Source organism: Ochrobactrum sp. PL_is501 (genome assembly GCF_055816895.1).
Window position 1 is genome coordinate 20,170 of sequence record NZ_JBVPGR010000030.1, and the last position, 24,153, is coordinate 44,322.

20 protein-coding genes and 1 pseudogene are annotated in these 24,153 nt (G+C 59.6%); 9 read left to right on the forward strand and 12 right to left on the reverse strand.

Annotated elements, in window-relative coordinates:
- Positions 1–116: 116 nt before the first annotated feature.
- The 7 genes from AC0TOF_RS05090 to AC0TOF_RS05120 all read left to right on the forward strand — a co-directional run bounded on the left by AC0TOF_RS05090 (position 117) and on the right by AC0TOF_RS05120 (position 5,789).
- On the forward strand, positions 117–512 hold the full coding sequence (locus AC0TOF_RS05090; protein ID WP_122002972.1) for a VOC family protein: 396 nt from the start codon (positions 117–119) through the stop codon (positions 510–512).
- Between the two features lie 136 nt (positions 513–648).
- The gene (locus AC0TOF_RS05095) at positions 649–1,203 is read left to right on the forward strand and encodes a gluconate 2-dehydrogenase subunit 3 family protein (protein ID WP_473767425.1); all 555 of its coding nucleotides are present in this window, start codon (positions 649–651) and stop codon (positions 1,201–1,203) included.
- Between the two features lie 94 nt (positions 1,204–1,297).
- Positions 1,298–2,869 carry a GMC family oxidoreductase gene (locus AC0TOF_RS05100; RefSeq protein ID WP_473767426.1) on the forward strand — a complete coding sequence of 524 codons (1,572 nt, stop codon included), beginning with the start codon at positions 1,298–1,300 and terminating at the stop codon, positions 2,867–2,869.
- Between the two features lie 125 nt (positions 2,870–2,994).
- The gene (locus tag AC0TOF_RS05105) at positions 2,995–3,393 is read left to right on the forward strand and encodes a hypothetical protein (RefSeq protein WP_473767427.1); all 399 of its coding nucleotides are present in this window, start codon (positions 2,995–2,997) and stop codon (positions 3,391–3,393) included.
- 97 nt (positions 3,394–3,490) lie between these two features.
- Positions 3,491–4,495 (forward strand): DUF1775 domain-containing protein, encoded by a 1,005-nt coding sequence (locus AC0TOF_RS05110; protein WP_473767428.1) that lies wholly within the window; start codon positions 3,491–3,493, stop codon positions 4,493–4,495.
- A 480-nt stretch (positions 4,496–4,975) separates the two neighbouring features.
- Positions 4,976–5,485 (forward strand): hypothetical protein, encoded by a 510-nt coding sequence (locus AC0TOF_RS05115; RefSeq protein ID WP_473767429.1) that lies wholly within the window; start codon positions 4,976–4,978, stop codon positions 5,483–5,485.
- A gap of 88 nt (positions 5,486–5,573) precedes the next feature.
- The gene (locus AC0TOF_RS05120) at positions 5,574–5,789 is read left to right on the forward strand and encodes a hypothetical protein (protein WP_122002968.1); all 216 of its coding nucleotides are present in this window, start codon (positions 5,574–5,576) and stop codon (positions 5,787–5,789) included.
- A gap of 73 nt (positions 5,790–5,862) precedes the next feature.
- Here the strand turns inward: AC0TOF_RS05120 and AC0TOF_RS05125 are convergent, their stop codons facing one another.
- The 8 genes from AC0TOF_RS05125 to cyoA all read right to left on the reverse strand — a co-directional run bounded on the left by AC0TOF_RS05125 (position 5,863) and on the right by cyoA (position 19,136).
- Complete coding sequence (locus AC0TOF_RS05125) at positions 5,863–6,588, reverse strand: L,D-transpeptidase (RefSeq protein WP_473767430.1); 726 nt, start codon at positions 6,586–6,588, stop codon at positions 5,863–5,865.
- Between the two features lie 311 nt (positions 6,589–6,899).
- On the reverse strand, positions 6,900–11,636 hold the full coding sequence (locus AC0TOF_RS05130) for a translocation/assembly module TamB domain-containing protein (RefSeq protein ID WP_473767431.1): 4,737 nt from the start codon (positions 11,634–11,636) through the stop codon (positions 6,900–6,902).
- Positions 11,633–13,594, reverse strand: a complete 1,962-nt coding sequence (locus tag AC0TOF_RS05135) for an autotransporter assembly complex protein TamA (RefSeq protein ID WP_473767432.1) — start codon at positions 13,592–13,594, stop codon at positions 11,633–11,635. Before AC0TOF_RS05135 ends, AC0TOF_RS05130 begins: the two co-directional genes overlap by 4 nt.
- A 322-nt stretch (positions 13,595–13,916) precedes the next feature.
- The gene (locus AC0TOF_RS05140) at positions 13,917–14,606 is read right to left on the reverse strand and encodes an SH3 domain-containing protein (RefSeq protein WP_473767433.1); all 690 of its coding nucleotides are present in this window, start codon (positions 14,604–14,606) and stop codon (positions 13,917–13,919) included.
- 400 nt (positions 14,607–15,006) lie between these two features.
- Positions 15,007–15,375 (reverse strand): cytochrome o ubiquinol oxidase subunit IV, encoded by a 369-nt coding sequence (locus AC0TOF_RS05145; RefSeq protein WP_122002963.1) that lies wholly within the window; start codon positions 15,373–15,375, stop codon positions 15,007–15,009.
- Positions 15,375–16,016: a cytochrome o ubiquinol oxidase subunit III gene (gene cyoC, locus AC0TOF_RS05150; RefSeq protein WP_122002962.1), complete on the reverse strand. Its 642-nt coding sequence runs from the start codon at positions 16,014–16,016 to the stop codon at positions 15,375–15,377. Before cyoC ends, AC0TOF_RS05145 begins: the two co-directional genes overlap by 1 nt.
- Positions 16,017–16,021: 5 nt before the next feature.
- The gene (gene cyoB / locus AC0TOF_RS05155; RefSeq protein ID WP_122002961.1) at positions 16,022–18,001 is read right to left on the reverse strand and encodes a cytochrome o ubiquinol oxidase subunit I; all 1,980 of its coding nucleotides are present in this window, start codon (positions 17,999–18,001) and stop codon (positions 16,022–16,024) included.
- A gap of 127 nt (positions 18,002–18,128) precedes the next feature.
- Entirely contained in the window at positions 18,129–19,136 is a 1,008-nt protein-coding gene (gene cyoA / locus AC0TOF_RS05160; RefSeq protein ID WP_473767434.1) for a ubiquinol oxidase subunit II, read from the reverse strand.
- 555 nt (positions 19,137–19,691) lie between these two features.
- Here cyoA and AC0TOF_RS05165 point away from each other — a divergent pair.
- Complete coding sequence (locus tag AC0TOF_RS05165; protein ID WP_473767435.1) at positions 19,692–20,651, forward strand: molybdopterin-binding protein; 960 nt, start codon at positions 19,692–19,694, stop codon at positions 20,649–20,651.
- Between the two features lie 24 nt (positions 20,652–20,675).
- On the opposite strand, the pseudogene AC0TOF_RS05170 reads toward AC0TOF_RS05165, so the two are convergent.
- The 3 genes and pseudogenes from AC0TOF_RS05170 to AC0TOF_RS05180 form a co-directional block, all read right to left on the reverse strand.
- Positions 20,676–20,820, reverse strand: a pseudogene (locus AC0TOF_RS05170) (flagellar basal body P-ring protein FlgI); the annotation flags it as partial.
- Positions 20,817–21,125 carry a Dabb family protein gene (locus tag AC0TOF_RS05175; protein WP_122002958.1) on the reverse strand — a complete coding sequence of 103 codons (309 nt, stop codon included), beginning with the start codon at positions 21,123–21,125 and terminating at the stop codon, positions 20,817–20,819. The pseudogene AC0TOF_RS05170 and the gene AC0TOF_RS05175, both read right to left, overlap by 4 nt.
- A gap of 375 nt (positions 21,126–21,500) precedes the next feature.
- The gene (locus AC0TOF_RS05180; protein ID WP_151660294.1) at positions 21,501–21,701 is read right to left on the reverse strand and encodes a hypothetical protein; all 201 of its coding nucleotides are present in this window, start codon (positions 21,699–21,701) and stop codon (positions 21,501–21,503) included.
- Positions 21,702–22,002: 301 nt separating this feature from the next.
- Here AC0TOF_RS05180 and AC0TOF_RS05185 point away from each other — a divergent pair, with 301 nt between their 5' ends.
- Positions 22,003–22,596 (forward strand): tyrosine-protein phosphatase, encoded by a 594-nt coding sequence (locus AC0TOF_RS05185; RefSeq protein WP_473767436.1) that lies wholly within the window; start codon positions 22,003–22,005, stop codon positions 22,594–22,596.
- A gap of 122 nt (positions 22,597–22,718) precedes the next feature.
- Here AC0TOF_RS05185 and AC0TOF_RS05190 read toward each other — a convergent pair whose 3' ends face one another.
- Positions 22,719–23,825 (reverse strand): branched-chain amino acid ABC transporter substrate-binding protein, encoded by a 1,107-nt coding sequence (locus tag AC0TOF_RS05190; protein ID WP_122002955.1) that lies wholly within the window; start codon positions 23,823–23,825, stop codon positions 22,719–22,721.
- Positions 23,826–24,153 lie beyond the last annotated feature (328 nt).

Genomic DNA, 24,153 nt, shown 5'->3' on the forward strand with positions numbered 1-24,153 from the left:
AACTTGGCTGTGGTAGCCGATTGCCACCACGCCGCAGTTTTTTCTACCATAATCGACAACCAGCAAGACAATCGCAAGCCGCTTTTGACGAAGCGGCAAAGAAACAGGAGTAGCCTGTGGCCAAAGCCATTCATTCGATGATCCGTGTTCTCGACGAGGAAAAATCCGTTTCCTTCTACAAACAGGCTTTTGGCCTCGATATCGCCGAGCGCATCGATTTCGAAACCTTCACGCTGATCTATCTGCGCAATGCCGAAGTCGATTTCGAAGTCGAGCTGACCGTCAACAAGGGCCGCACCGAGCCTTACAATCTGGGCGACGGCTACGGCCATCTCGCCGTCGTGGTCGATGACGTCGATGCCGAACATGCCCGCTTCACGGAACTCGGCTTCAAGGTCGGCAAGCTCGTCGATTTCAAGAACAACGGCGTGCAGCTTGCCCGCTTCTTCTTCGCGGAAGATCCGGACGGCTACAAGATCGAAGTTCTGCAGCGCGGCGGCCGCTACCAGTAGGCCCGCCCGATCGTCTCCACGGCCTGGAGGAGAGGCCGTGGTGGACGCAAATGCCAGCGCTCCCGGTGGTGAAAATCTCCGGGAACGCACAGCCAGCCCGCCCATTCCGGACGGGCAAGCAATGGAGGAGAACCGAATGACAACCGTTTTCGACGGTCTTTCCAGCCGGGAGAAAAAGACGCTGTCGCGCCGCGACATTCTCAAGCGCGGCGCGGGGCTCAGCCTCGGCGCCATGCTGGTCGTCAGCGGCAATGCCGTTATCTGCCCGCAATTCGCATGGGCGCTTGAGACCACCACGCTCAAGCCCGAAACCATGGCGACCCTGATCCAGCTCGCACGCGACATCTACCCGCACGACAAGCTGCCCGACCGTTTCTACGCCATCGCCGTCAAACCCTATGACGCGGATTCCGCCAAGGACGAGACGCTGAAGAAGCTGATCGAGGACGGTGTTGCCGATCTGGACAAGCGGGCCGGAGCCGGAGGCTATCTGGGGCTTGGCTGGGAGGAAGAGCGCGTCACCATCCTGCGCGATATCGAGAAAAGCCCCTTCTTCCAGAAGGTGCGCAGCGGGCTTGTGACCGGCCTTTATAACCAGAAGGAAATCTGGCCGCTCTTCGGCTACGAGGGCGAGGCCTATACCAAGGGCGGCTACATCCAGCGCGGCTTCGACGATATCGAATGGCTGTAAGCGCCCCGGCGCTAAAAATACACCAGTTACAAAGCGGCATCCCCCTCCTGCAAGCACCTTGCTTGCGGAAACGGGAAAGCATTGGGAGGAAACAATGGCTGCTCCATATGATCTCAAGGACGACAAGGTCGTCGTCATCATCGGCTCGGGCGCTGGCGGCGGCACGCTCGGCAACGAACTGGCCCAGAAAGGCATCGATGTCGTTATTCTGGAAGCGGGAAAACGCCACGAATTCGAAGACTTCATCAATGACGAATGGGACAGTTTCGCGCAGCTCGCCTGGCTCGACAAGCGCACCACGTCGGGAAGCTGGCGCGTGTCGCACGATTTTCCCAGCCTGCCCGCCTGGATCGTGAAGGCGGTTGGCGGCACCACCACGCACTGGGCGGGCGCATCGCTGCGCTTTCAGGATTACGAGTTCCAGACGCTCACCCATTACGGCAAGATCGAGGGGGCGAACCTGCTCGACTGGCCGATCACGCTCGCCGATCTGGAGCCCTATTACGCCAGGGCCGAGGACAAGATGGGCGTCACCCGCACCAACGGGATCGAGGGCCTGCCCGGCAACAATAATTTCAAGGTCCTGAAGGCCGGTGCCGACAAGCTCGGCTACAAGGAATGCCATACGGGCCGCATGGCGATCAACTCCGCGCCGCGCGACGACCGCATGGGCTGCCAGCAGACCGGCTTCTGCTTCCAGGGCTGCAAATGGGGCGCGAAATGGTCGACGCTCTATACGGAAATCCCGAAGGGCGAGGAAACCGGCAGGCTGGAAGTTCGCCCCGAATGCACGGCGCTGAAGATCGAGCACAATGCGGCGGGCAAGGTGACGGGCGTGCTCTATGCCGACAAGGACGGCAAGCAGCATTTCCAGAAGGCGCGCGTGGTCTGCGTGGCGGGCAATTCGATCGAAAGCCCGCGCCTGCTGCTCAACTCGGCCTCGTCGAAATTCCCGGAAGGCCTTGCCAATTCATCGGGACAGGTGGGGCGCAACTATATGCGCCACACCACCGGCTCGGTCTATGCCTCGTTTGAAAAGCCGGTGCACATGTATCGCGGCACGACGATGGCAGGCATCATCCGCGACGAGGCCGCCCATAATCCGAAACGCGGTTTCGTCGGCGGCTATGAGATGGAAACCATCTCGCTCGGCCTGCCCTTCATGGCTGCCTTCCTCAATCCGGGCGGCTGGGGGCGCGGCTTCACCTCGGCGCTTGACGATTATGTCAACATGGCGGGCCTGTGGATCGTCGGCGAAGACATGCCGCAGGAGAAAAACCGCATCACGCTCAGCAAGGACGTAAAGGACGAACACGGCCTGCCGGTTCCCGATGTCTATTATGACGACCATGCGAACGATATCGCCATGCGCAACCACGCCTATGCGCAGGGCAAGGCGCTTTATGAGGCTGTCGGCGCGATCCGCACCTTCCCGACGCCGCCCTATCCCTCAACGCATAATCTGGGCACCAACCGGATGAGCGCAAAGCCGCAGGATGGCGTGGTGAACAAGCACGGGCAGACGCACGACATCAAGAACCTGTTCGTTTCCGACGGCAGCCAGTTCACCACCGGTGGGGCGGAAAACCCGACGCTCACCATCGTGGCGCTCGCCATCCGTCAGGCAGACTATATCGCCGAACAGATGAAGAAGCGGGCGATCTGATCCGCCCCGTTTCTGCCCGACCGGGAAAGGAACCGGCGCGACCAATTCGCGCCGGTTCTGTTTGATGCTTGGCAAAGACGGCTCGCATGGGCTAGGTAAACTCGGCTTGCATGGAGAAGCTTTGAGTGAAAACGAGCATCGGCCAATATCGGATGTCTCTGGCGATACGCATCCTCAGCGTATTCGCCCTGATGTTCGTCGCCTTTGCGCACAAGCCCGTCGACCTCAATGCGCCCGACAGCTACCTGCTGGCCCAGTACCAGTTGCCGGACGGCAGCTATCCGGTGCTGTGCATCGGCGACCATGGCTCCGATCCGAGCCAGCAGGATCATGACAAGCATTTTAGCAACAATAGTTGCGAAGCCTGCCGGATTTCGTCAGCCTTCCTGTGCCCTGCGCCAGCCGGTTCCACCGGCGCCGCCCCGCATATCGCCATGGCAAACGGCATCGTGCCGCCGCAGCCCGTCCTGCGGCACAGCACCTACCCGCCATCGGCCCCGCCGCAAGCGCCGCCTCTCGCCTGAATATGATCGTTTGAGCGAATGCACCCCCGCATTCCGGAATGAACGCGCCCGAACCCTGTTTCGGCGTGCCTAGCAATGATTATTCAGGTTTGAAACAATGAAAAACCATCGTCTTTTCGCCTCCGCAATTTCGCTTGCCGCGCTGTGCGCTTCCGCAGGTCTGGCCCAGGCCCATTCCTCGCTCGACCAAAGCGAAGCCAGGGCAGGCAGCTTCTACAAGGCGACCTTCCGCGTGCCGCATGGCTGCGACGGCATGGCCACGACCGAGGTTCGGGTGGAACTGCCGGAAGGCTTCCTCTCGGCGCAGCCGCAGGTGAAGCCCGGCTGGAAGATCGAAACCGTCAAGGGCGATTATGCCCAGAGCTACAAGGTGCACGGCAAGGACGTGACCTCGGGCGTGAAGGAAGTCCGCTTTACCGGCGGCGATCTGCCGAACGATTTCTATGACGAGTTCACCGTCGTCGGCCAGCTCGCCAAATTCGACAAGGACACCACCCTCTCCTTCCCGGTGACGCAGCTTTGCGGAAGTGCAGCTTCGGTCGCCTGGACGGAAGTGGCCAAGGAAGGCCAGAACCCGCATGATCTTGAGCATCCCGCGCCGCAGGTGCTGGTGAAGGCCGCTGATGCTGACGGCCATGGCGAGCATGGCCAACATGACAAGACGGGCAAGATGGACCATGCGGCGATGGACATGCCGACGAAACTCGGCGACCTGTCCATCACCGGCCCCTCGGTGCGCGCCATGGTTCCCGGCGCCAAGGTCGCGGGCGGGTTTCTCACCATCGCCAATGACGGCAAGGACGCCGACAAGCTGGTTGCCGTCACCACCGATGGCGTGAAGCGCGTCGAAATCCATGAAATGTCGATGCAGAACGATGTGATGAAGATGCGCCCGCTGGAAGGCGGACTGGACATTCCGGCAGGCGAAAAGGTCGAGCTGAAGTCAGGCGGATATCACCTCATGTTCATCCAGCCGGAGAAGCCATACAAGGAAGGCGAGACCGTGCCGGTGACCCTCGAATTCGAAAAGGCCGGCAAGGTCACGATCGATTTCCCGGTAACCGCGCAGAACGGGAAAAAGGACGAACATTCCGGGCACTGACCGGCATATCACCCTTTGCGAACCCAATGTTGAAGGAGCACGATCCCCCAGCAGCGGGCGTGTGATATGCGATCCCCCTCTCCCTCCGCGCATCATGCGCCCGTTTGCCGCAACCGCTGAACCCCCGCAGCGGTTGCGTTCCTCCAGCAATGATATAAACATGACCATTAAAGTCTAGAATAATTCCAAACAATTGAAATCTAATATGATTTTAAAGATGAGTAATTGACTCCAGTTGGATTTTCAGGCTTTTATGAACATGCAGATTTTCACCCTTTGATGTCTGGGCCTTGAACCCTTTCGATTGGAGGACCCTATGATTGGTCTCGGCGAATGCCGGTCCGCAAATGTTGACGGCCTGCCCTGGCAGCTTCGTCTCTTGCCGACCGGATATTGCAATGTGCGGACAGAAACGGAACGTTTCTCGGACAGGTCCGGCCCGCGCATCACGTCATGCCCCCGCTTCTTCGGGAGGCAGACATGAACATGCGCATATCCCAACTGAACGGCGCCAACAGCGCAGGCTATTTCGACCGCCTGCCGGAAAAGCTGGTGCTGGAAGGTTATCGCCGCTGGACCGCGGGTTTCGAGACGGGTTCGATCATTCCGTGGGAAATGACCTGGGGCCTCTATTCGGAAGTGCTTGGGCCTTCGGAAGCAAAGCGCGCCGTGGGCGAGCTGTCGCATTTCATCCGCGTTCTGCGCCATTGCGCCAGTTGCCCGTTGCGGGCGTTTCCTTTCGATTCGCACCATGTCTGCCGCGAGGAATGCCTGACGCTGGGGCTGATTTCCGGCATCCAGAATCAGGATGCGCTGCTGCTCGAAACCTGTCTTGAGGCGATTGCCTGCCAGCGCCGCTGCGACGATGTGGCAGGGGCTGCCCGCAATTTTGCCGATACGCTGGCTGATTTCGGCCAGACTTTGTTGCCAATACCGATTCATGCCATCGACAGCGCTTTGAATTTTACGCAGCGCGCGACTTTTCATTGACCCGACACGGGCCGGAAAAGTGCCAGCGTCTTGCGAATGAACGTGATTCGAGATTTTAGTCGCCGCCCATCGGCGCAAGGAGATAGAAATGCAGGCCAGAACCGAACGACGTCTCGGCATTGCCGCCGCCCTCGTCCTGACCGCAGGAGCGTTCGTCATGCCGGGCGTATCCACCCAGATCGCGCAGAACGACAGCGCGCCGCAGCACCAGATTCATATGGCTTCGGCTGAAATCCTGCGCGCCGAGCTGCGCCATTTCGTCGAGCTTGGCGAGGCCATGCCGAAGTCGGTGCGCTTCGAATAATCGTGCTGGGACTGAAATAGAAAAGGCCGCGCCTGATCTGGCGCGGCCTTTTTCGTTCCGGTAAACCAAATACTTACGCTACGATGATCGGCGCCTTACCCTGCACACGGTTGTAAAGATCGATAATGTCCTGATTCATCAGGCGGATACAGCCCGATGACATGGACTGGCCGATCGACCACCATTCCGGCGAGCCGTGGATGCGATAGCCGGTGTCGCGCCCATTCTGGAAAATATAGAGCGCGCGCGCGCCCAGCGGGTTTTGCGGACCGGGTTCCTGACCGTTGCGGTATTTTGCCAGTTCCGGCTTGCGCTGGATCATTTCCGGCGGCGGCGTCCAGACCGGCCATTGCTTCTTGTACTGGACATTGGCACGCCCCGACCATTCAAAGCCCGCCTTGCCGATGCCGATGCCATAACGCAGCGCCTCGCCGCCCGGCAGGACGTAATAGAGCAAATGATCCTTGAGGCTGACGACAATCGTTCCCGGCGCCTGTCCCGTCGGGTCCGGCACGATCTGGCGGCGGAACTCCTTCGGCACTTTCTGATAGGGAATTGCCGGCAGCGAATACGGCCCTTCCTGCACGGCGGCATACATCACATCCGGCGTGGTGATATCGCGGTCGACGCTGATCTGCGGACGCATCGGCGTGATCCCGCCCGTCGACATCGGGTCGACATTCATCTGGAAGGCCGACATGTCCATCGTCTGACTGCACCCGGCGGCACCGGTGAGGAGGATGGCTCCGGTGCCGAAAAGGAAATGGCGGCGGCTCAGATCGTCAGTGAACTTGGTCATGCAGATTACCCGGACTCAAGGGTTGAAACACAGCCGTCAAGCGACCGCCAATACATGACAGCAATTTGCGTTCTTATGGTTGAAGAACGGTTAAACAACTCGCGCGAACGTGTCTGAAAATTGCAGTTTAAAGCTAAAATTGCAGCAATGATCCGCATTAAATCGATTTAAAAATCAAGGCAGATGCGGCGAAGATGTGTCATTAACGGCCTTTTCATGGCAAAATTATGATTTTTGCTATTTTTGATTGTATTGCGATGACAAAGGCCGGGTCGCAAAACCCGGCCTTTGTCGCTCATTGTTTGCGGCGGTCAATAATCTTTTTCGTAGAAGATGCCGCCGCTGGAATCGCCTTCCGCACCAAGGGCGCCCTTGGCTTTCAGGTTGCGGGTAATGTCGAGATTGATGGTGCCCTTGGTCGAGCCGCCCGACCCTGCTTCCACGCCGAGATAAATATTGTCGCGGATATAGCGTCCGGCGCGAACTGCCGTCTGGCCCTTTTCATCCGTCACCACATCGAGATCGTCGAGACCTGTCCCGGCGCGCAGCTTGTTCATCAGCGAGTTGTTGGAACCGCCCGCAAGTTCGGCTGCTGCGGCGGCAAGCTGCGCGATCTGGAATGCCGACAATTCACCGATGGAGCGCTTGAAGATCAGCTGCGCCAGCACTTCATCCTGCGGCAGTTCCGGCGTCGAGGAGAACTTGATGTCGAGATTATCGACCGTGCCCGTCACCGTCACGATTGCGGTGATTTCATTGCCTTCGGAACGGGCAACGAAATTGAGCTGCGGGTTGAGATCGCCCACCAGCGTGACATGGCCCTCGTCGAAGGTGATGCGCTGGCCGAGAATGCCGATGCGGCCACGGATCATGTCGAAGGAGCCGACCGGCTTGATGTCGGTCACAGGTCCGGTCAGGCGAAGGCGTCCGCCCAGTTCCGTGTCAAGGCCGCGACCGCGCACGAAAATCTGGTTGGGTGCGCTGATAAGAACATCAAGGCGCGGCACGGTCGGGCGCGACGTTGGTGTCGGCACCTTGCTCTTGCGCGTTTCGACCTTGGCGCGATCAAGCGTGGCCTGAACGTTTTTCGGCGTATTCTTGTGCTGCACCGGCACATAGGCCGCGCCGCCGCCAAGATTTTCCGGCACCGAGATTTCGGCCCGGTCGACGTCGATCCGGCCTGAAATCAGCGGGTCGCGCATCAGCGGCCCATTGATCGTGATCCCGCCATTAACCGTCGCCACCACCAGCTTGCCATCGGCATAGCGGGCGCGATCCAGCTTGATTTCGATATTGGCCGGGAAATTCGCCTCGGCATTGGTCGAAATCGTGCCGCTGGCGGAAACTGCTCCACCGCTGCCAAGCGCGGCATTGACCTGGCGCAGCGTGATGGTTTCCCCATCCATGCTGCCCATGACATTGATATTGTTCAGGCGGACATTCGTATCGGGATCGACAAAGGTTGCCCCATTGGTGGAGAACATGCCGCGCAATTGCGGACGGTTGAAGCCGCCCGAAATGCTGGCCGTCAGCGTCAGCGTGCCGTTTGCCTGTGCGCCGCGATCAGCCAGGAAGCGGTTGGCGAGCGCCAGCGGAACGCTGCCGTTGACATTGACGCCAAGCCCCTGCCCCGAAAACGGCACCTTGCCATTGGCGGTGACATTGAGGCCGCGCGGACCATCGACGGTCACCGACGAAAAGTCGATGGCCATGGCTGCATAGCTGCCCGCAGCCTGCAAGGTGAGCGGCGCGAGCCCGTTGTCGCGCAGCGGCTTGGCCGCAAGGCCGGTGCCACGCAGGTTGAAGGTCGCGGCCGGATTGGTGAGCGGCCCGGTGACACGCGCCGTGCCGGTGACATTGCCAGCGAGGCCCTGTCCCTTGACCGCACCGTTCAGCGCCGTCAGCGGAAGATTGGCGAGATTGACATCGACCGCCAGATCACCTTTGCCAAGCGGCACGCCGCCATTGGCGCGAACATCAATGCCGCCCCCTCCCGTGACATGCGCATCGACATTGAGCCGGTTATTGGCGGAAGTCCCCTTGGCATCGGCGTTGAGGGCGGCGATGCCCTGCTTCTTGAGCTCGGCTGCCGTCACGCCGCGCGCCGCCATGTCGAAGGCGACATTGGGCGCATCTTTCGTGCCGGTGATGCGGGCCGTGCCGTTGACCGTACCGCCAAGCCCCAGTTCCGGCTTGAACGTATTGGCGAGCGCCAGCGGCAGATTGGAAAGCGCGACTGAAAGATCGAGACGGCCATCGACGACACCGTTGACCTTGACCTGACCCGCGCTGGCATCCGCGCCCGTATTGACGATGATATCGCCGAAGGAGATTTCCTCGCCCTTCATGGAAATGGTGGCCGGCGCGGCCAGATTGGCGCTGAGCGTGCCCTGCTTCACATTGGCCGAGGCGAGACCCAGTTCAAAACCGCCATCCTTCGGCTCAAGCGAACCGGCAGCGCTGGCAACCGTGCCGATCTTCAATTTGGTATTGGCCGTGAAATCGGTCTTCGACCCGGTCGCATTGGCCTTGGCGTCAAAACTGTCGATGCCGAACGTGCCGACAAGAATGTCGCGCGCCGCGGCATTGCCGTCGACCACCGGCACACCGAACAGATCCCTTGCCGTCAGAGCAATATCCGCCGAGGTGATGTGGTTGCCATTGACCTTGATGCCCTTGGCATTGGCGGTGACCGATGCATTCTGGCGACCGTCGCTGGCGTCGAGCGTGATATCGGCATTGGCCGCGCCGGTTGCTTGCGCAAGCGCCAGGGCCGCGGCCGTGGAAATATCCGGCGCATCCAGTTTCAGCGCGCCGGTGAAAAGGCCCTTCGCGCTCTGGGTGACATTGCCGGAAAGATGCGCGCCGCCCGCATTGAAGACGAGGTCGGTCAGGCGCTTCTCGTCATTGACGATATCGATCACGGTCCCCATATCGATGCGCTGACCATTGAGGAATGCGCTGCCGGCAAGCTTGCCGGAAAGGGCAGCCCCTGTCGTTGCATTGCCGTCGAGCATGGCGTTGAAGTCGAGACCGCCTTCGGAAAGCTTGCGCCCGGCCAATGTGCCCTGCGGCGCGTCGGCGCGAAGCGCCAGCGCGATCAGCTTGTCGTCGCCGCGCGCGCTGCCCTTGACCGTCATCCGGCCCGATGCCTGATCGGAGAGAAGCTTGAGATCGGACAGCATGACGCCGAAATCGAAATTGGCCTTGTCGGACGCAAAGGAACCGTTTGCGGTGATTTCGCTCAACTCGTTGCCGATGCGGAAATCACGCGCCGAAAACCCTTCGCTGCTGCGGCCAAGCGCGCCGCCCAGCGTAACCGCACCGTCGAGAATGCGGTCGACGGCTTGCGTGCCGGTGCGCATGTTCTGCGCCGTGCCATTGAGGTCAAGCTGGAAAGCGCCGCTGATCGGGCGCACGATGCCCTTCGCGTTGACATCGATGCTGCCCGCGAGGTCACGGCCAGCCAGAGCGCCGAAAGGCGCAAGGCTTGCTACCTTGGCGGCGATGTCGCCATTGAAGGCGAAGTCGTCAATATTGCCCTTGAGATCGAGGCTGAGGCCATTGCCGGAAATATTGGCCTGTGCAAGCTCGACCGGCGAACCGGCGCGCCATGCGCCGTCGACAGCGAGTGCGATCCTGTTTCCGAGCGCCTCGGCGATTTCGGCGCGTTCCGCCGAAATGCCATCCATCCCGCCATTGACCTTGAAGGTGATATGGCGATTGGCGGCATCGTTCAGGTTCTCGGCAACGCCGCCCATGTCGAGCGCGATGTTGCGGGCAGAAATCGTTGCGTTCTTGAGACCGGCAACGGCAAGCGTACCCGTCCAGTCATTGGTCGGGCGATCACCGTAGGCGATCTGGAATTTTGCGTTGTCGATATAGGTTTCAGCGCCCTTGACCGGCAGGAGAACGCGGCCCTTACTTTCATCGGCAATAGAAGCGTCAACACGCAGCCTGTTCAGGAAGCGGTCATTGCCGGTTTCGGCGGAAGCCTTGAGCTTCAAGGCGGCGCTGTTCAGCGCCAGATCGTCGAGGCGGACCCCCCCTGCATCCTTGAGGAAGCCATCGGCGGAGAGCACCGTTTCGGCACCGAAGAAATCGCGGAATACCGGCGGCACCAGAACCGCAATCGGACCGTTGAAACGGGCGGAGAAAACGCGGCCGCCATCGGGCGCCTGACCTTGCCGGTTCAGGGTAAACTCGCCCGTCAGCGTGCGGCTGCCATTGGTGTCGAGCGCCAGATCAACCTTCAATCCGTCGAGCGGACCGGCGCCGGTCAAGGTGAGATCGACCGGCGGATGACCGTCAATGTTCAACAGGTTGGCGACGATGCCATTGGCCGGTTCGGAGACTTTCAGGTCGAGATCGACCTTCTGGTCGGCATTGGCATAGGCCGCGCGAAGCGCGAAAGTGCCGCCCGGACCGTCGAGGCGCTTGATGTCGAAACTGGAATCCAGCGAGCCATCGGCAAGCGACAGGCGGCCATTGGCCGACACTTCCGATTCGAGGCCGAAAATGTCAGGCCCGAAATGCAGGCGCGCTATGGCAAGCTGGTCGAGATTGATCGAAATCGGCAGTTCCGGCAGGCTGAAGCTGGACGATTCCGGCGATGGCAGGCTGTTGTCCGGCAATGGCTTGCGAATGACGTCGATGCGCTCGGCGGCCAGCGACTGGATGCTGAGACGCCCGACCAGAAGGGCGGTGCGGCTCCAGTTCAGCTTGGCATTCTCGATGCGCAGCCACACGCCTTCGCGGTCGGCGATGGTGATCGAGCCGACGGTTGCTTCCGAAGACAGAACGCCGCTGATGCCTGAAATGGAGATGCGGCGGTTGGGCGCGGAAAGCTGGCTTTCCACGAAGGACAGGAAATAGGACTTCTCTTCTTCCGGCTCTGCCTGCGCGCTGTCAGGCTGTTGCGCTTGCGCGTTAGCCTGAGCATTTGCCTGCGCTGGGGCCAGCACCGGCGTCTCCCGCTCCGGCCAGCCGAAGATGACTGCCGTGGCGGCGAAAGCGATGAAGGCGATAATTGCGAGAAATCTGGTCAAAACGCCTGTCCTATACCTACGTACAAGCCATAGCTCGGATCGCCCGAGCGGCGGTTGAGCGGAACGGCGACATCAAGGCGGATCGGCCCGAGGCCGGTCAGGTAGCGCAGACCGCCACCGACACCGACACGCATCTGTTCCGAGAAATCGGGAAATGATTTTTCGCCGACATAACCGGCGTCGACGAACGCCACCGCGCCGATGGAATCGGTGATGCGGGCGCGCACTTCGCCATTGGCCTCGACGAGCGAACGCCCGCCGACGATCTCGCCATTGCCGGCGCTGACGCCGATATTGCGATAGCCGTAACCGCGAACCGAGCCGCCGCCGCCCGCGAGGAAGAGCTGGCTCGGCGGCAGGTCCTCGATGGACGCGCCGACTATCGAACCGACCTTCAGGCGGCCCGCGAGAATCACCCGGTCCTTTTCGCCCAAGCCGTAATAGGTGCGGCCTTCGGCGGTGAAGCGGGTGGCGAAATTGCCGTACTGGAATTCATAGAAGGGCTGGATATTGCCTTCCAGATAGAAGCCCGAACTCGGGTCCGGCTTGTTGTTGCGGCTGTCATAGAGAAGGTTGCCCTCAAGACCCGCCGTGGTGAAAGTGCGGTCGCCGAACACGTCGTCGTTGAAGCGGCCATGGCTGGCCTTCGCGTAAAGCGCGCCCGACAGTTCGTCGCTGAATATCTGCGTGAAGCCGGTCTTCGCATTGACCGACGTTTCGGTATAGGCGTCCAGCACCTCACGCTTGGCATCAAGGGAAGCTACAAAATCCGTATCCGGCGTATAGACGCCGGGCTTGGTGAAGCTGGTGCCCAGAAGATAGGTGAAGTTCTGCGGATCGAAGGAATTGTCCTGCGTGCCGCCAATGCCGCTGACCTTGGCGTCGAAACGCAGGCGCTCGCCGCGCCCGAACAGGTTGCGGTGCATCCAGTAGCCGGTGAGGCCGAAGCCGTCGATGGTCGAATATTCGGCACCGAAGCCGAATCGGCGCGGCTTGCGCTCCTGCACGTTGAGCGTCATCGGCAAGCTGCCGTCCGGCTCGATCTTTTCGGCTTCCTCGAAGCTCATCGCCCGGAACACTTCCATGCGGCCAAGACGCTTCTTGGCCTTTTCGATATCGTCGGGGTCGTATTCCTGGCCTTCTTTAAGACCAGTCATCCAGGCAACGAATTGCGGGTCCATGCGCGCCGTACCAAGCACGCTGACCGGGCCGTAATGCGCCTTCTGGCCGGGATCCAGCGACACGTCGGCGGAAACGCGGTTACCGTCATGATCGGCGACGATGTCCTCGCCAGTCACACGCGCCTTGGCATAACCCTGCTGGCGCCATGCCTCGACGGCAAGACGCTCGGCCTTGATGACCGTGCCCGAACGCGCCACCTGTCCCGGCGCGAAACCGGCGTCTTCCGGCGACTGCACGTGATCGCGCTTGTCGGCCGGCGGCGGCGCGATATTGGAAATCGCGGTGCGGGAAAACAGGAATTGCGGGCCGGGATCGACAGTGATCGCGACCTTCGCATTGTCGGGAATGTCCGCGTCCGGCGGAATGTCGTTCGCCTCGCGGCCATCGACAAGGATGGATATGGTGCCGCCATAACGGCCCTCGCCATAAAGTGCCGCCAGAATGCGGCGATAATCGCCGCGCGCCTTGGCCAGCAGGCCAGCGGAGCCCGAGGCAGGCTTCTCCTGATCGGTGACGAGGCCCGACGCGCCTTCAATGGTGGATTTCAGGTCGGCTTCCGTGCCGTCCGCATTCTTGCGGTCGCCCGTGGTCGTGACCTCGACCGTATAGGTCTTCGGGTCGATGATATCCGGGTCTTCCTTCTTGGCTTCGCCCCACAGATGGATTCCGAACAACTCGAATGCCAGCGCAGGCGACACCGTGAACGAGGAAAAATGCGCCGCCAGCAAAAGCACGGCGATGCTTCTTCCCTGTATCGTCCTGTTACTCCAAGTCATACGCGTTACTGTCCGGTTTCTGTCTATGCGGTCGCCTGGCAGCGTCCCGATCATCATCCCCAGCCCAGGACGATTCAGGGATTACCATGGGGAGAGCGGAACTCCAAGCGACAACGCTAGATATGGACCATTTCAGTCAACGGAGTATTAACGTTACCACACTCTCCCGGTCGCTCGCGCAGGTTGAGCGGAGCGCGCCCATGCATTTTCTGATGATTATCGAAAATTCCCCAAAAGCGCGGCCCGCCGGCGGGGTGTCGGCGGGCCGCCCATCAGGTCACGGGAGGAGGGAGGAGGATGACCTGACGAAGTGTTCCGGCTGTCAGCGGCCGGAGTGGATCGGGCGCATATCGCCGAAATGGCCGCCGCCAAAGCCGTGATTGAATGCAGGCCGGTTATATGCGGGCCGATTGAAGCCGCCGCCGTTGAAGCGCGGCCTTACCGGCCCCGGCCCCCAATAGTGGCCAGCCTGTCGGGTCCGCCATGCGGGGCCGACGCCCCAGTGCGGGTTCCAGTGATTGCGACCGCCGCGCCAGGACTGGCAGTTGCGGCCGATGCAGCCGTTGTAATAGTTCGGACCGCCGCGCCAGCCATATCCCCGATAGCCATATCCCCGATAGCCGGGCCCCCAATAGCCGCCGGTTGCCCAGCCGATGCCGAGACCGGCGCCAAAGCCCGGCGCCCAGCCATCATAGTAGCCATTATCGACGATGACAGCGGTGGACGGCGCAGCATAGGAACCGAAACGGACATAGCGTGCCGACACAAAGCCGACGCTGCCGCCACTATAAATCTGGCACCAGCCATTGCGGCAGGAACCGGCATTCACGCTCGCCCCGGCGGGAAGTGCGGCAACACGGGCATAATTGGCGCCCGGCCCCGAACGGACATTCACCGCAGCCGAAACATAGGCCGTGGCCGCGGAAGAAACAGCGGGCGCGACCAGAAACGCCGCCGCAACAGCGACGCCGAGAAAACGATTTTTAGTAAGCACTCTCTTAAATAACGACATCGCATATACTCCAGATTTGCGAACAACCAGAGACGCATTAAAGTATCAAACACAATAGCGAATATATATAATCTAGCACAAAATGCAAATTACTGTGCCTGCGATGGTAAATTTAGGCCTTATATTATCATTTTCTACACTTTAATTAGCGCCATCTAGACTTAGACCTACCGGTTTACCAATCTATTTTACATAAATTTTACTAAAATTTTATCGAATGCATTCCGGCACCCCACCGCACAAAGAAAAGCGCCCCGGAATGAACCGGGGCGCCACGCGGCTTTGGGGGGAGAGAGGGAGGATAAAGCCGCGATCACGGGCCGTCAGGCCAGTTGTTTCACGAAGCTCACAGAAGCATTCCCCGCAGGCGTTGCGATGCAGGGAATGCCCTTGACGAAGCTTATGGCAGGTTGCGCACGTCTTCCGGCGACATGTACATCGGCATCATATTGGTATCGAGGTGATGCATGACCCAGATGGAGCCGGCAAGCACGATGGCCAGAATGATGACCGTGAAGATGAGCGCCAGAATGTTCCAGCCACCTTCCGACCTCGGATCGAGGTGCAGGAAGTAGACCAGATGCACCAGGATCTGGACGACGGCGAGACCGAGCACGATGGCAGCGGTGGTTCCCGGCGTGAAGTAGCCATTCATGGCCATCATGAATGGAACGACGGTAAGGGCGACCGCCAGCACGAAGCCGATCAGATAGGACTTCAGGCTGCCGTGGCTTGCGCCGTGGTCGTGTGTTTCGTGTGCAGAGCTCATCACAGTACACCCAGCAGATAGACAAGAGTAAAGACGCCGATCCAGATGATGTCCAGGAAGTGCCAGAAGAGGCTGAGGCACATCACGCGCGTCTGGTTCTTTTCGGTCAGGCCATCACGCAGAAGCTGGCCGGAAAGCACCAGGATCCAGATGAGGCCCGACGTGATGTGAAGACCATGGGTTCCCACCAGCGCGAAGAAGGCGGAGAGGAACGCGCTGCGGCCCGGTCCGGCACCTTCGTGGATCAGGTGATTGAACTCATAGACTTCCATCGCGAGGAAGGCAGCGCCGAGCAGGAAGGTCACGCCCAGCCAGAACAGAAGGCCAGCGCGGTTCTTCTTGAACATCGACAGCGTGGCCAGACCATAGGTCAGCGACGACACCAGGAGCAGCATGGTTTCGATCAGAACGAAGTTCAGATCGAACAGTTCACGGCCGGTCGGGCCGCCCGCGAACTGATGCGCCAGAACGGCATAGGTTGCAAACAGCCCCGAGAACAGGACGCAGTCGCTCATCAGGTAGATCCAGAAGCCGACCAGCGTGGTCGACCCTGCATCGTGATGATCCTCGTGAGCGGGGTGCTCGTTTCCGCCCCTGAACGGAGCAACGGAGGGAGCGGCGGTTGAAATGCTTGCGCTCATCGGAATCAGGCCTCCTGAGCAGTCAGTTGCCGGGTACGGAGGTCTTCGACTTCCTGCACCTCTTCGGCCGAGACGTAAAAGTCCCTGTCATTATTGAAGGAGTGAGCGATGGCAACGGCCAGCACAGCGAGGGCGGAGGCGATTGCCAGCCACCAGATGTGCCAGACCAGGGCAAAGCCGAGCGGAATGTTCAGCATGCCGATGATGAAGCCGGTGCCGGTGTTCTTCGGCATATGAATGCGCGCGAACTTTTCGGTGCGGCGCACATAGCCGTTCTGCTTCATATCCCACCAGCTGTCGTGATCGCGCACATGCGGAACTTCGGCGAAGTTGTAGAAGGCAGGCGGCGAAGCCAGCGACCATTCCAGCGTGCGGCCCGTGCCCCAGCTGTCGCCATTGGTATCGCGCAGCTTTTCGCGGTCGCGGATCGAAATGGCGATCTGCAGAACCTGGAACACGATGCCGCAAAGGATGATCGCAACGCCGACGGCGGCAACGATGAGGTAGATGTGCCATGCCGGGTTTTCGGTGTGGTTCAGACGACGGGTCATGCCCATCAGGCCGAGCACGTAGAGCGGCATGAAGGCAAGGATGAAGCCGACGAGCCAGCACCAGAAGGCGTTCTTGCCCAGACGTTCGTTCAGCTTGAAGCCGAAAGCCTTCGGCCACCAGTAGACGACACCGGCAAAACAGCCGAACAGGACGCCCGAAATGATCACATTGTGGAAGTGGGCGATCAGGAACACCGAGTTGTGCAGCACGAAGTCTGCCGGAGGAACAGCGAGCAGAACGCCCGTCATGCCGCCGACGACGAAGGTGCACATGAAGCCGATGGTCCACATGATCGGCGTTTCCATGCGCACGCGGCCCTTATACATGGTGAAGAGCCAGTTGAAGACCTTCGCCCCTGTCGGGATGGAGATGATCATGGTTGCCACGCCGAAGAAGGCGTTGACATTGGCGCCGCCACCCATGGTGAAGAAGTGGTGGACCCAGACCAGGAACGACAGGATGGTGATGGCAACGGTGGCGTAAACCATCGACTTGTAACCGAACAGGCGCTTGCCGGAGAAGGTTGCCACGATTTCCGAGAAGATGCCGAAGCACGGCAGAACCAGAATATAGACTTCCGGGTGGCCCCAGATCCAGATGAGGTTCACATACATCATCGGATTGCCACCGGCATCATTGGTGAAGAAGTGGAAATCCAGATAGCGGTCGAGCGACAGAAGCGCCAGCGTGACGGTGAGGATCGGGAAGGCCGCAACGATCAGCACGTTGGAGCAAAGCGCGGTCCAGGTGAAGACCGGAACCTGCATCATGCCCATGCCGGGCGCGCGCATCTTGATGATGGTGGTGATGAGGTTGACGCCGGAAAGCAGCGTGCCCATGCCGGAAATCTGCAAGGCCCAGATATAGTAATCCACCCCGACATCCGGGCTGAACTCCTTGCCGGAAAGCGGCGGATAGGCCAGCCAGCCGGTCTTGGCGAATTCGCCGACGCCGAGCGAGATGTTGATGAGGATCGCACCGGCAACCGTCAGCCAGAAGCTGAGCGAGTTGAGGTAGGGGAAAGCCACGTCGCGCGCGCCGATCTGAAGCGGCACGGCAAAGTTCATCAGGCCGACGATGAAGGGCATCGCCACGAAGAAGATCATGATCACGCCATGGGCGGTGAAGATCTGGTCGTAGTGGTGCGGCGGCAGGAAGCCTTCATTGGCGCCGGAGGCAAGCGCCTGCTGGGCGCGCATCATCACCGCATCCGAGAAGCCGCGGAACAGCATCACCAGCGCCAGAATGATATACATCACGCCAATGCGCTTGTGGTCGACGGAGGTGAGCCAGTCGTTCCAGAGCGGCGCCCATTTGCGGTAGTAGGTTATGGCTGCAAGAAGAGCGAGCCCCCCGCCAGCCACCGCGGCCAAAGTGACCATGATGATTGGCTCGTGATAGGGTATCGCTTCGAGCGTAAGTTTTCCGAACATTTTTATCACGCTTCGATTGGAGCAATTCCGGGGCGGCGCAAGAGCGCCATCTTTCCGGAACCGCGTGAAACAAGGGATTGAATGCGGATGGCCGCGACCCCTGCGGGGTCACGGCGCCATCGGCAAATCAGTTTGCTAGCTGCGACAGGCGCTGCGGCTGCACGGCGCAGATGATGTCGTTCGCCCACTGGCTGAAATCGACAGGCGAAGACTTGCGCAGATTGGCGCGCGCTTCGCGGATCATCTGCTGGCGATGCATTTCATCGTCGAGGCAGACGGACTTGCCGTCCCAGCAGCGGTTGACGATGTTGTGGAACAGCGCCTTGTCATTATAGGTGAAGAACTGCACCGGATGCTTTTCGCTCGGCTGCACCAGCGAACCGTAGCGCGTGCCGTTCAGTTCCTCGCCGTTTGCCTTGGCCTTCACGTCGGCAACCCACTTGTCGAAGTCGGCCTGATTGTAGGCATGCGCCTTGAAGCGCATCTGGGCAAAGCCCTGGCCGCTGTAATTGGCCGAGATGCCGTCGAATTCGCCTTCATGATTGGCAACCAGATGCAGCTTCGTCTGCATGCTCGGCATGGTGTAGACCTGGCTGCCGAGCTGCGGAATGAAGAAGGAATTCATGATGTTGCTGGAGGTCAGCTTGAAGTTGACCGGCACATCGACCGGCATTGCCATTTCGTTGACGGTGGCTATGCCCTGATCGGGATAGATGAAAAGCCATTTCCAGTCGAGCGCGACGACCTCGACATTGATCGGCTTCGCGTTCGATTCCAGCGGACGATACGGGTCGAGCTTGTGCGTGCTGATCCAGGTGACCGTGCCCAGAACGACAATGATCGCCATCGGGATGAGCCAGACGGCAAGCTCGATCTTGGTCGAGTGATGCCAGTCGGGCTGGTAATCCGCCTTTTCATTCGAGGCGCGGTACTTCCATGCGAAGTAAAGCGTCATGAAGATGACGGGAAGCACGACAAGCAGCATGATGCCGGTCGCAAAGAAGATGAGATCGCGTTCTGCCATGCCTATTTCCCCTTTCGGAGAAAGCAGGACCTGGTTCTCGCAGCCTGCGAGAAACGCCGTGAGGGCCATGACGGCGAACGAAACGATCGTCCGGGGGGTGCCGTGTTTCATTTGTCTTTCCATCCTGCGCGCAGAGTGTCATCTCCGGCGCATGCGTCATTTCCTAGTTTTCGGTAAATTCTGAAATTTCCAAAAGTACCGTTATAACGAATAACCGCGTTTGTCACGTGTCTGACGAAAATTGTGCTGGATCGTAATGTCGCGCCCAAAAACGGGCATTTTGTATGAATAATCGAGGCTGACGCTGATGCGCGCCACTTGTCAGGCAATGTCTGGTGCAATGATCGATCTCCCGATCAGGGACCGATGTTCCGACGGATCGGCCGGCTGGGGCGCTGGCCATCGGATGCGCGGTGCCAATAGGCCCAACGCACGGGGTTTGCAAGGTGAAAACCACTGTTTTTCCGTTGAATAAACGGGATTGTGATGGGATTTTACCGAATCCGCCGCAGACGGGCCCCTACGTGTTTCTCACCGAATTCTTGAAAATGCTCAATCGCAACGCGGGTTTAACAGGCGCCCTCCAATGCATAATCCTGATCGTCCGGGGTTCGCTCTACCCGGTTTATGTTTTATTGGATATTCGCGAGGGAATTGGGGGTAGAGATGATATTTGCCGAAATGCCGCTCGATGAAGCCGAAGGTGCAATCCTTGGCTATGCGACGACCGCGGGTGCGCTCACCTTGCGCAAGGGCACGGTTCTTGATGCGCTCAACCTCGCCCTGCTGCGGGAGGCGGGTGTCAGTTCGGTTCTGGCCGCGCGTCTGGAACAGGGTGATATCGGCGAGGACGAGGCGGCACTTGCCATCGCGCGCATAGTCGCGTCCGCTGATGTGGAAATCGGCAATGCCACCACCGGGCGCGTCAACCTGCATGCCCGGAAGAATGGCGTGTTTTCAGCCGATGCAGGCCGTATCGATGCCATCAACGCGCATGATGCGCGCATTTCCATCGCGACGCTGCGCGACCATGTGCGGGTGGAAGCCGGGCAGATGATCGCCACCGTCAAGATCATTCCTTTTGCCGTGCCGCAGACCCTGCTGCATGAAATCAGCCTTGATGCGCGGCCCGCGCTGCATGTCTATCCCTTCAATGGCGCGCGGGTCGGCCTGATCCAGTCGCGCCTCCCCTCGATCCGCGAGACGGTTCTGGAGAAGACCCGCGAACTGATGGAAAAGCGCGCGGCCCGGAACGGCGGGACGCTTGTTTGCGAAAAGCGCGTCGCGCACGATCAGGCGGCGCTGGCTGCGGCAATCGCGGATGTGGGCAAGGCCTGCGACATCATCGTGATTTTCAGCGCTTCGGCGGTTGCCGACGAAGCGGATGTCGTGCCGCAGTCGATCCGTATTTCGGGCGGCGAAATCCTGCGCATCGGCATGCCGGTCGATCCCGGCAACCTGCTGGTCCTGGGACGACACGGCGGAAAATATATCGTCGCCGCGCCCGGATCGGCCCGCAGCGCCCGCGAAAACAGCCTCGACCACGTTCTGGATCGCCTGATGGCAGGAATTGCGCTTTCCGCCGATGATCTTTCCCGCATGGGCGTGGGTGGGCTGGTATTGTAGGCTGCATCGGTGCAGCAATCCCGGAGCCTGAATCAAAAAGCGGCAGGCCGCGTGGAAAATGGCGATCTTCGAGTACCGGAGCGGAGCGTACTTAACGGTACGTGAGCACCGGAACGCAGAAAGCCACCATTTGAAGACCGGCATGGCGAGTTTTGGAACAAGCTCTCAGATCGCGTAGTCGAAAACCAGTATGCCTTCTATGCCGCCATCGGCCGCTTCGACGAGGCTTTTGCCGACTTTCGCGTGTTCGGGATGCGGAAGATAGGCGTCACGCGCCGCGCCGTCCGTGAAATCCACCACGAAGCCGTGGCGAAATCCCCTTTCGAGATTTTCAGGACTGTTGTTTTCGCCAGCCGTGATGGACAGGATGCCGCCGATCTTGTCCTTGAGCGCGACGACGGACTGCAATCTCTCGTCGATCTGCGCGGCTTCGAGTTCTGGCCTGAATTTGATGAGAACGATGTGGCGTATCATGGATGTCTTCCGTGATTGAAGAAGATCGCGCAGCCGCCGGAAATGGCGGCAGGCACTAACGCGAAAAAGGCCGGGCTGAACCCGACCTTCCGCTTTCACCTGAGTTGCGCCAGTACATCCGTGGTCACGATCCCAAGTGAATTCCCGATACGCATATGGATATAATCTGTCTACGTTTCAGGAATATGACATTGCGGGCAGCGGCCAGATCGCTCCAAAACCGGCTCAACCCGGCCCTGCCCCGACAGTTTCGGCCCACAAACCGTTGCCTGCAACCGCCGTATTCTCATGTGAGCGCCGCGTCGCGCCCAATTCCTTCGGCATCCATCCCGCTCGGCGGTCCGATGCCTCAAGCCTGCCCCACAGAACTTGCCGTCAGGCCGCCATCGGCGCTTCGGCCAGTTCCGGATGATTGTAGTCCCATACCTCGATCAGGCATTGCCGCATCAAATCGAGATCGACTGGACCGATCCGGCTCAGCACGAGATCGAGTTCGTCAGGCTCAACACCCCGGTTGAGCAACTCGACAATTGCCTCGATCAGAATTCTTTTATCGTCAAATCTGTAGCGCTGCATAAACCTGCTCCGCTAACTGCCCCATCCATGGTCACAGATTAAACAGACATGGTTAACCGAAGCTTAAGCCCACGAAAAACCGCCCGTTCCACCGACGCCCACACCCGCACAGACGCTTGCTCCAACAATTTCCCGCGCACATCTGCGAGACCCTAATTAAAAAATAACTTAAACAGAAACATCAAACTCTTGTCTGCACGGACAAGATTAAGACAAATTCTTAGTATATTTCCCGCAAAAACCAAGTAGAAAATTTCCAGACGGTTTATTTTATTATATTATTTCATTCGAATGAGGCTCTATGTCGTTCTTTCGCAGATATATGGATTGGTCCTTTACTCGTGTCCGGCTTGTCGCGCTTGGATTGCTTATCGGCGCAAGCGTCATGGGCGGTTATCTTTATACGCTGCAATATAAGGGCAATGTCCACGCCGTCGTTGCCGGGCAGGCCTATCGTTCCAACCAGCCCGACCCGGCGCGCATCGCTTCGTTGCAGAAGCTTTACGGCATCAAGACCATCATCAATCTGCGCGGCGCCGAACCCGGTTCGAAATGGTATGATGAAGAAATTGCAGCCGCAGCGACACTTGGTATCAATCACGTCAATTTCGGCATGTCATCGCGACGGGCGCTGGACCTTGCACAAACCAGAGAGCTGATTGCCCTCATGCAGAATGCGGAAAAGCCGGTGCTCATCCATTGCAAATCCGGCGCCGACCGCACCGGCTTCGCCGCAGCGCTCTATGTCGCGGCAATCGCCAAGGACAGCGAAAGAAAAGCGGAACGGCAGCTGTCCATCGCCTACGGGCATTTCGGTTTTCCGCTGAGCCCCACCTACGCGATGGACAAGACATTTGAGGCTATCGAAGCCGAACTCGGCTTTACCGGGTCCTGACCACACCACAAACGCAAAACGCCGGGGCCAAACCCCGGCGTTTTTCTGTTTATTTGAACCGCGCATCTTATCCGAAAACCGTTTTCCACGTTTCGGGATGCGCTCCCTATCAGGCAACGACCTTATTCGAGGCCGACGATCTTGCCGCCATCCCACTTGAAGATGTCGAAGCTCGGCGAGCTGAGATCGCCGTTTTCGCCGTAGGTCAGCGTGCCGATGGCGGTTTCGATCGGCTTGCCGTCATGCAGCGCCTTGGCGACGGCTGCCGAGTCGTCGGCGGAACCGGCGCGTTCAATGCCGGCCTTGATGACTTCAACGGCGGCATAGGCGTTCATGGTGAAGGCTTCAGCCGGGATGTTCTTGGCCTTCAGGGCTTCGATGGCATCCTTGGAGGCCGGGTTCTTGGTGGCGTCCTTGGCGTTGGTGAAGAGTGTGCCCTGCGCGTTGGTGCCGCCGATTGCCCAATATTCGGTATTGGACAGGCCTTCGCCGCCGAGAACCAGGGCCTGGAGACCGGCATCATGCAGCTGACGCGACAGCAGGCCGCCTTCGGCATGGTAGCCGCCGAAATAGACGATGTCAGCACCGGCAGACTTCAGCTTGGTGACGAGCGCGGAAAAATCCTTGTCGCCGGGCGTGACGGAATCATAATGGACTTCCGTGACGCCGCCCTTGTTGAGCGCCGCCTTGAAAGCGTCGGCCAGACCCTTGCCGTAAGCACCCTTGTCGTGGATCACGGCAACCTTCTTGTCCTTGAAGTTCTTCAGGACGTAATCGGCCATGACTTCAGCCTGCTGGTCGTCGCGACCGCAGGTGCGGAACACGTTTTCCAGCTTGCGAGCAGTCAGATCAGGACCGGTGGCGGTCGGGGTGACCATCAGCACGCCGTTTTCCGAAAACACGTCGGAAACCGGAATGGCGACGCCGGTCGTGACCGGGCCGACGACGAACTTGACGCCGTCGCCAACGATCTGGTTGGCGGCGGAAACGCCCTGCTTCGGCTCACCGGCATCGTCGGCAAATTTCAGGACGACTTTCTCGCCCTTGATGCCGCCCGCCTTGTTGATGACTTCCACGGCGGTTTCCGCGCCCTTCTTCACCTGATCGCCGAAAGCGGCGACAGGACCCGTCAGCGGTGCAACCACGCCGATGGTGATGTCTGCATAAGCGGCGCTGGCAAAGCCGAGAGTGGCTGCGAAAGCCACGCTGGAAAGAAGTTTCAGGTTCATTCTTTTTCTCCTTTGGTGGGGCGGCGTCCTCCGACGGCCCCGAGACAACCCATGCCGGTCAAATCTCAGCGCATCTGCGCTGCCGAATTGCCGGGCCCTCCCTTTTGTTCATCGCATGATCTCAAAGGGTCGATTTAGAGCGCCAGACGCTCCAAATCATATGCATCAATGCGCATCTTGCCCGAAAACCGTTTCACACGTTTCGGGATGCGCTCAAAAGCACACCACACCGCCGCCTCGAAGAGGCCAGAGCCATAATATTATCCGAAATTGCATCCGCCCTTTCGGAATCATGCTCCAGAACGGGAGCGCGCTTTCATGATATAAT

What these genes read in the sequence shown, in the direction of transcription:
- AC0TOF_RS05145 (WP_122002963.1), bottom strand. Translation starts at nt 15,375, where the DNA reads ATGAGCTCTGCACACGAAACACACGACCACGGCGCAAGCCACGGCAGC.
- AC0TOF_RS05125 (WP_473767430.1), bottom strand. Translation starts at nt 6,588, where the DNA reads ATGACCAAGTTCACTGACGATCTGAGCCGCCGCCATTTCCTTTTCGGC.
- AC0TOF_RS05095 (WP_473767425.1), top strand. Translation starts at nt 649, where the DNA reads ATGACAACCGTTTTCGACGGTCTTTCCAGCCGGGAGAAAAAGACGCTG.
- AC0TOF_RS05175 (WP_122002958.1), bottom strand. Translation starts at nt 21,125, where the DNA reads ATGATACGCCACATCGTTCTCATCAAATTCAGGCCAGAACTCGAAGCC.
- AC0TOF_RS05110 (WP_473767428.1), top strand. Translation starts at nt 3,491, where the DNA reads ATGAAAAACCATCGTCTTTTCGCCTCCGCAATTTCGCTTGCCGCGCTG.
- AC0TOF_RS05190 (WP_122002955.1), bottom strand. Translation starts at nt 23,825, where the DNA reads ATGAACCTGAAACTTCTTTCCAGCGTGGCTTTCGCAGCCACTCTCGGC.
- cyoA (WP_473767434.1), bottom strand. Translation starts at nt 19,136, where the DNA reads ATGAAACACGGCACCCCCCGGACGATCGTTTCGTTCGCCGTCATGGCC.
- AC0TOF_RS05140 (WP_473767433.1), bottom strand. Translation starts at nt 14,606, where the DNA reads ATGTCGTTATTTAAGAGAGTGCTTACTAAAAATCGTTTTCTCGGCGTC.
- AC0TOF_RS05185 (WP_473767436.1), top strand. Translation starts at nt 22,003, where the DNA reads ATGTCGTTCTTTCGCAGATATATGGATTGGTCCTTTACTCGTGTCCGG.
- cyoB (WP_122002961.1), bottom strand. Translation starts at nt 18,001, where the DNA reads ATGTTCGGAAAACTTACGCTCGAAGCGATACCCTATCACGAGCCAATC.
- cyoC (WP_122002962.1), bottom strand. Translation starts at nt 16,016, where the DNA reads ATGAGCGCAAGCATTTCAACCGCCGCTCCCTCCGTTGCTCCGTTCAGG.
- AC0TOF_RS05135 (WP_473767432.1), bottom strand. Translation starts at nt 13,594, where the DNA reads ATGACTTGGAGTAACAGGACGATACAGGGAAGAAGCATCGCCGTGCTT.
- AC0TOF_RS05115 (WP_473767429.1), top strand. Translation starts at nt 4,976, where the DNA reads ATGAACATGCGCATATCCCAACTGAACGGCGCCAACAGCGCAGGCTAT.
- AC0TOF_RS05165 (WP_473767435.1), top strand. Translation starts at nt 19,692, where the DNA reads ATGATATTTGCCGAAATGCCGCTCGATGAAGCCGAAGGTGCAATCCTT.
- AC0TOF_RS05120 (WP_122002968.1), top strand. Translation starts at nt 5,574, where the DNA reads ATGCAGGCCAGAACCGAACGACGTCTCGGCATTGCCGCCGCCCTCGTC.
- AC0TOF_RS05100 (WP_473767426.1), top strand. Translation starts at nt 1,298, where the DNA reads ATGGCTGCTCCATATGATCTCAAGGACGACAAGGTCGTCGTCATCATC.
- AC0TOF_RS05180 (WP_151660294.1), bottom strand. Translation starts at nt 21,701, where the DNA reads ATGCAGCGCTACAGATTTGACGATAAAAGAATTCTGATCGAGGCAATT.